This window comes from Streptomyces sp. NPDC050636 (genome assembly GCF_040654775.1).
Taxonomy (GTDB): Bacteria; Actinomycetota; Actinomycetes; order Streptomycetales; family Streptomycetaceae; genus Streptomyces.
Window position 1 is genome coordinate 1 of sequence record NZ_JBFAIP010000205.1, and the last position, 4,641, is coordinate 4,641.

The 4,641-nt window shown below is 72.7% G+C and carries 1 protein-coding gene; it reads left to right on the forward strand.

The genetic code is table 11. The features are described 5' to 3' along the window. Positions 1 to 4,641: type I polyketide synthase (locus AB0I10_RS40410; protein WP_363157733.1), on the forward strand; the 4,641-nt coding region annotated here is incomplete at both ends.

A 4,641-nucleotide genomic window follows, 5' to 3' on the forward strand; every position in this document is an offset into this window, starting at 1 on the left:
GTCGCTGGCCGAGGCGTTCGTCAATGGTGTGGCCGTGGACTGGTCCGTGGTGCTGCCGCAGGCGAAGCGGGTGGAGCTGCCCACGTACGCCTTCCAGCACGAGCGGTACTGGCCGAAGGGGACGCTGACCCAGCTGGTGGGCCGGCCGGCCGGCGGCGACGCGATGTCGCTGGGTCTTGGCGCGGTGGGGCACCCGCTGCTGGGTGCGGTGGTGGAGCTGGCCGGTGGTGAGGGGCTGGTGTGCACCGGGCGGCTGTCGGTGCGCTCGCAGCCGTGGCTGGCCGACCATGCGGTGGGTGGTGTCGTGCTGCTGCCGGGCACCGGATTCGTGGAGTTGGCGGTACGCGCCGGTGACCAGGTGGGCTGCGGCCTGCTGGAGGAACTGACGCTGCAGGCACCGCTCGTGGTGCCCTCCGACGGCGCCGGAGTCCAGATCCAGGTCGTGGTGGCAGCGCCCGACGCCGAGGGCCGCCGCGGGGTGGAGGTGTTCTCCCGTCCCGATGAGGCGGGTGCCCAGGAGTGGGTACGGCACGCCGGCGGCGTGATGGCGCCCGCCGCGACGGCCGGGGCGAAGGAAGAAGATCTGCTGGTGTGGCCGCCGCGGGATGCCGTGCCGGTGGACATCGCGGACCTGTACGCGGTGCATCTGGCGGATGTGTACGGCCCGGCGTTCCACGGAGTGCGGGCCGCCTGGCGCCGTGGGGACGACGTCTTCGCGGAGGTGGCGCTGCCGGAGGAGGTGGCGCAGGAGGCGGGTGCTTTCGGTCTGCACCCGGCGCTGCTCGACGCGGCGTTGCACGGCGCGATCCTGGTGGATGCGGACGTCGAGGGCGAGCCGGGCCAGGTGCCGATGCCGTTCGCGTGGACGGGCGTGGAGCTGCACGCCAGTGGCGCGTCGGTGCTGCGGGTGCGGCTGCGGGGTGATGCACAGGGCGGTCTGTCGCTGACGGCTGCCGACGCGACCGGGGCTCCGGTGGTGTCGGTGGGCTCGCTGGTGAAACGCCTGGTGTCGATGGACCAACTGCAGGCAAACAACAGTGAGTTGACCGATTCGCTGTTCGTCACGGGCTGGGCCGCCGTGGCCGAGGCCGCGGCCCCGGCAGGGGAGTGGGCGCTGATCGGCGCCGACCGCTTCGGGCTGGTCGACGGGCTGAGCGCCGCGGGTGTGCAGGTGCGGTCCTTCGCCGACATCGCCGAGGTGGCCGCCGCGGCCGAAGTGGGCGCGATCGACCCCCGTATGGTCGTGGTCTGCGCGGGTGCCCTGCCTGCCGACACGAACGCCGACGGCCTCGGTGATGTCCCGGGTGCGGTGCGCGGAGTCGCCGGTGCGACGCTGGAGCTGGTGCAGGATTGGCTGGACGAACAGCGCCTGGACACAGCGCAGTTGGTGGTCGTCACCCGTGGCGGGGTGGACTCGGTCGCCGGTGAGGCGGTGTCGGACCTGGCGGCGGCTGCCGTATGGGGTCTGCTGCGGTCGGCGCAGGCGGAGAACCCGGGCCGGCTGCTCCTGGCCGACCTGCCCGCCGTGGATGCCGGTGCTCATGTCAAGGTGTTGCCGTCGGTGCTGGCCAGTGGTGAGCCGGAGCTGGTGATCCGCGGAGAGTGCGCCTACGGCAGGCGGCTGACCCGCCCGTCCGGTGATCTGGTGCCCGTCGAGTGGCCGTCCGCGCCGAAGGCCGACGCCGCTGCCCGATCGGTGCTGGTGACCGGTGGTACGGGGACGTTGGGCGCGTTGGTGGCCCGGCACCTGGTGGCGACGGGCCGGGCCGGCGGTGTGGTGCTGACCAGCCGTTCAGGTCCGGCTGCTGCTGCTGTGGCGGTGCTGGCAGCGGAGTTGGCGGAGCTGGGCGTGTGGGTCCAGGTGGTCGCGTGTGACGTGGCCGACCGGGGCGCGCTGGCCGCGGTGCTGGAGAGGATTCCGGCCGGCTGCCCGCTGGGCTCCGTCATCCATTCCGCGGGAGTCGTCGATGACGGCGTGATCGCGTCGTTGACGCCCGAGCGGCTGTCGGCGGTGATGCGGCCGAAGGTCGATGCGGCCTGGCACCTGCACGAGCTCACCGCGCACCTGGAGCTGGAGCGCTTCGTCACGTTCTCCTCGGCGGCGGCGACGTTCGGTGCGCCCGGCCAGGGCAACTACGTGGCCGCGAACTCGTTCATGGACGCCCTGGCGGGCTACCGGCGGGCCGCGGGACTCGCGGGGCTGTCGCTCCAGCTGGGCCCGTGGGCCCACGAGGAGGGCATCGGCCGGAACCTGGACGAGCGGCTGCTGTCGCGGATCGACCGGGGCTTCGTACCACTGGGCGCCGAAGACGGCCTGGTCGTCCTGGACGTCGCGTTGGCCAGGGACGAAGCAGTGCTGATGCCTGCCCGCCTGGACATGGCGGGGCTGCGGGCACAGGCCGCGGGCAGCACGGAGATCCCGCCGCTGTGGCGGGTGCTGGCGGGCGTGTCCGCCAGGCGTACCGCCGCCTCGGGCGCCACCGCAGGTACGGACGCAGGCGCCGGCGCGGGTGAGGCGCTGCGGCGGCAGCTGGCGTCGGTCTCGGGTGCGGAGCGCGCCCGGGTGCTGCTGGACCTGGTGTGCGCCCATGTAGCCGCGGTGCTGGGGCATGCCTCGGTGGAGGCGATCGACGCGAGCCGGGCGTTCACCGATGTGGGCTTCGACTCGCTGACCGCAGTGGAGCTGCGCAACCGTCTGAACGCGGAGACCGGTCTGCGGCTGCCGGCGACGCTGGTGTTCGACTACCCCACACCGACGGCGTTGGCCGGGCTGCTGCGCGCGGAAATGGCGGGGGACCTGCCCGCTGTCCCGACGCCCTCCGGCCCGGTGGCGGCGGGAGCGGCGGACGAGCCGATCGCGATCGTGGGGATGGCGTGCCGGTTCCCCGGCGGTGCGGCCAGTCCGGAGGATCTGTGGCAGCTGCTGGCCTCGGGCGCGGACGCGATCGGTCCGTTCCCGCAGGACCGCGGCTGGGACATCGAAGCGCTCTACGACCCGGACTCGAAGCGTGCCGGAACGTCGTACACGCAGGCGGGCGGGTTCGTCCGGGACGCGAGTGCGTTCGACGCGGGGTTCTTCGGGATCAGCCCGCGTGAGGCGCTGGCGATGGACCCGCAGCAGCGGCTGCTGCTGGAGACGTCGTGGGAGGCGTTCGAGCGGGCCGGGATCGACCCCGCGACGCTGCGCGGCAGCCAGACCGGTGCCTTCATCGGCGGATACAGCTCCAGGTACGGAACCGATGTGCCGTTGGAGGGCACGGAGGTCGTCGAGGGGCACTTGGTGACCGGGAACGCGACCAGCGTGCTGTCGGGCCGGTTGTCGTACACCTTCGGTCTTGAGGGTCCGGCGGTGACGGTGGACACGGCGTGCTCCTCGTCGCTGGTGGCACTCCACATGGCCACTCAGGCGCTGCGGTCAGGGGAGTGCTCGCTCGCACTCGCCGGCGGGGCCACGGTCACCGCCACCCCCGGGGTGTTCGTGGCCTTCGCCAAGGCGGGCGGCATATCGGTGGACGGGCGCTGCAAGTCGTTCGCCGCCGCGGCAGAGGGATCGGGCTTCGCCGAGGGCGCGGGCATGCTCGTGGTGGAGCGGCTGTCGGACGCCCGGCGCAACGGACATCGCGTGCTGGCGGTGATCCCCGGGTCGGCGGTCAACCAGGACGGCGCGTCCAACGGTCTGACCGCTCCCAACGGCCCCTCGCAGCAGCGCGTCATCCGTGCCGCGCTGGCCAGCGCACGCCTGTCGCCCGCCGACGTGGACGTGGTGGAGGCACATGGTTCGGCGACCAAGCTGGGTGACCCGATCGAGGCGCAGGCGCTGCTTGCGACGTACGGCCAGGAGCGGGCCGAGGACCGGCCGTTGTGGCTGGGTTCGGTGAAGTCCAACATCGGGCACACGCAGGCGGCCGCCGGTGTGGCCGGTGTGATGAAGATGGTGCTGTCGTTGCAGCACGAGCAACTGCCGCGGACGCTGCACGTGGATGAGCCGACGCCGCATGTGGACTGGTCGGCCGGTGAGGTGCGGCTGCTGACCGACTCCGTGCCGTGGCCCACCGGGGAACATGTGCGTCGGGCCGGTGTGTCGGCGTTCGGGATGAGCGGCACCAACGTGCACGTCATCCTGGAGGAGGCACCGGCCGAGGACGCGGAAGAGACAGACGCCCCGGAGGAGCCCGCCGATGCGCCCGCGTCGGCCGCGGCCCCCGCCGTGGTCGAGGCCGACGATGTCAGCGCGTGGCTGGTGTCGGGTCATACGGCCGAGGGTCTGACGGCTCAGGCGGAGCGGCTGCGAGAGTGGACGGCGACCCGGTCTGGGCTCAACCCGGCTGGTGTCGCGTGGTCGTTGGCGGCGACGCGGTCCGCGTTCGAGCACCGGGCCGTGGTTCTGGGCGGTGGCCGTGCGGAGCTGGTGGCCGGTCTGGAGAGCCTGGTGGACGGGGCGCCTGCGGGTTCGGTGGTGTCGGGGGTTGCGCGTTCGGGTGCCCGGACGGTGTTCGTGTTCGCTGGTCAAGGGACCCAATGGGTCGGTATGGGCCGGGAGTTGGTGCAGTCGAGTCCGGTGTTCGCGGTGCGTCTTGCGGAGTGTGAGGCGGCGCTGGCGCCGTTTGTGGAGTGGTCGCTGTCTGAGGTGCTGGCCGGGGT